This window comes from Bacillus manliponensis (assembly GCF_000712595.1).
GTDB lineage: Bacteria > Bacillota > Bacilli > Bacillales > Bacillaceae_G > Bacillus_A > Bacillus_A manliponensis.
In genome coordinates this window covers 1-774 of sequence record NZ_JOTN01000073.1, presented here as the reverse complement: position 1 = coordinate 774, position 774 = coordinate 1, and the positions used below count along the sequence as shown (strand labels likewise).

At 39.0% G+C, this 774-nt stretch carries 2 pseudogenes; both read right to left on the bottom strand.

Going from position 1 to position 774, the window contains the following annotated elements:
- Positions 1-600: pseudogene (locus BAMA_RS23260) on the bottom strand (RNA-guided endonuclease TnpB family protein); the annotation flags it as partial.
- A 22-nt stretch (positions 601-622) separates the two neighbouring features.
- A pseudogene (locus tag BAMA_RS24695) lies at positions 623-694 on the bottom strand (IS200/IS605 family transposase); the annotation flags it as partial.
- Positions 695-774: the final 80 nt, after the last annotated feature.

The following is a 774-nucleotide window of genomic DNA, read 5'->3' as shown; positions in this document are numbered from 1 at the left end:
CTTTACAATGCGCACATACTTTGTCTTGTCCAGTAAAGCAACTGTTGCATATTCATCATTGGCTTTTGGCAAAACGATCATACAAAGCCAGTTTTTCGGTTTCGGATGTTTCTTTGTTGGCTTATCTCCCCAAAGGACTTTTCCATCTACATACCGCAAACCAGTCGTATTCGATTTGTTTTCAACGGAAATATCATCATGAAACGCTTTGAAATGTACGTTTTTCGCTCGTCCAAAATGGAGTTTCTCTACTGCTTGAAAAGCTCTTGTCGCTAGTTTTTGCGCTTCAAAACTACCGATATTTTCTTTGAATTTCTGTTGAACACGTTTCACAAAATCATGCAAACGATATTCCGAAAAACCATAGGCGAGGCGTATGTCTACTAGCTGTTTATCACGTTCTTTCGACTTCGGTTCACGAAGCAACGTACGATACGTTCGATCAGCTTTCACACGCCTATGACGTTTCAGCGCTTCACCTAGACAAGAATTGTAGACGTTCCGAGCAATCTTGAATTTCTTTTCCAAGCGATGTTGTTGCCAAACAGGAAGATGTAGCGCCAGTTCGATTGTATACGTTGGTGTACGCTCTCTTACCATAAGTATCAGCTCCTTTCTCATGACGTTTTTTCTGATTTTCAACGTATTGTTTAATCGTTTCACTTGAAACATTGCCAGCGATAGATACGAAATGATCGTGAATGAACGAAACAGATAGGTTTTGTATGTTTATATTCCATATTTATACATGAATTATACCTCACTTTATACATG